2 protein-coding genes are annotated in these 1,059 nt (G+C 57.8%); both read right to left on the reverse strand.

Annotated features, from left to right (window positions below; all coding sequences use genetic code 11):
* Positions 1-555 (reverse strand): sulfopyruvate decarboxylase subunit beta, encoded by a 555-nt coding sequence (gene comE / locus Q1A51_RS24095; protein WP_299196403.1) that lies wholly within the window; start codon positions 553-555, stop codon positions 1-3.
* Entirely contained in the window at positions 552-1,058 is a 507-nt protein-coding gene (comD, locus tag Q1A51_RS24100) for a sulfopyruvate decarboxylase subunit alpha (RefSeq protein ID WP_299196401.1), read from the reverse strand. The genes comE and comD overlap by 4 nt, the downstream gene beginning before the upstream one ends.
* Position 1,059 lies beyond the last annotated feature (1 nt).

The following is a 1,059-nucleotide window of genomic DNA, read 5'->3' on the forward strand; positions in this document are numbered from 1 at the left end:
TCAGGCCGTGACCGCTTTCATGAACCGGTCCTTGATCACGACGGGATCCATGGTGATCACCGGCATTTTGGCGTTGCCGCTGTCGCATTTGACAACCATCACGGTCATCTTGCGCTCCGCAATCGCCTTCTCAAGCGCAGGGCCGGTGTCGACATCCATCACCTCGACCACATTCTCGCAACCCGCAGCGCGGGCCATTCCCGCAAGTGACGTTTTCTTGCCGGTGTAGGTTGGCTGGTCACCAGTGGAGCCATAGGACCCGTTGTCGATGATCATCAGGATGTAGTTGTCGGCCACATTGTTGGCGATCGTCGGCAGCGTGCACAGGTTGGTCAGAACTGACCCGTCCCCGTCGATCGAGATCACCGTCTTGTCCTGCGCCAGCGCAAGACCCAGCCCGATGGACGACGAAAGGCCCATCGTGCCCAGCATGTAGAAGTTGGTGGGCTGGTCGTCGATGGCGTGCAGCTCCTGGCTGGGGATGCCGATGTTGCAGACCACCAGTTGGTCGCGCAGGATCGGAGCAATTTCCTTGAGGATTTCAGAACGGATCATTGGTCGCCATAGCCTCCCCAAAAGTTAGCATCCGTCAGGATCGCCACGGGTTTGTTGCACATGAAAGTGTATTTCAGGATCATATCTAGCTCTTCCACGTCTTTCTGGTGATGGAAGTGGTAGGTCGGGATGTTCATCTGCGCGAGCAGCGCCTTGGTGTGCACGGCCATCTCGACCTGGCAGGCCACAGGCTCGCGCAGCTCACCCCGGTAGCTGATCAGCATTGGCAGCGGCATCCGGTAGTATTGGATCAACGTTGCCAGCGTGTTGATGGTGACCCCGATGGCCGTGTTCTGCATAATGATGGCCGGGCGCTTTCCGCCCATCCATGCGCCGGCACACAAGCCCATCCCCTCGTCTTCCTTGTTCGACGGGATGTGGAAGATGTCGGGGTGCTGGTCGATCTCGTCGATGACACCCGCAAGCTGTTTGCAGGGCACCGTCGTCACAAACGAAATGTCGTTCGCAACCAGATCATCGGTAATCTTCTTGTCTATGGTCATG

The sequence above is a fragment of the uncultured Tateyamaria sp. genome, from assembly GCF_947496075.1.
In the GTDB taxonomy this organism is placed as follows: domain Bacteria; phylum Pseudomonadota; class Alphaproteobacteria; order Rhodobacterales; family Rhodobacteraceae; genus Tateyamaria.

Coding starts and splice junctions, on each gene's coding strand:
- comE (WP_299196403.1), bottom strand. CDS start 555: ATGATCCGTTCTGAAATCCTCAAGGAAATTGCTCCGATCCTGCGCGAC.
- comD (WP_299196401.1), bottom strand. CDS start 1,058: ATGACCATAGACAAGAAGATTACCGATGATCTGGTTGCGAACGACATT.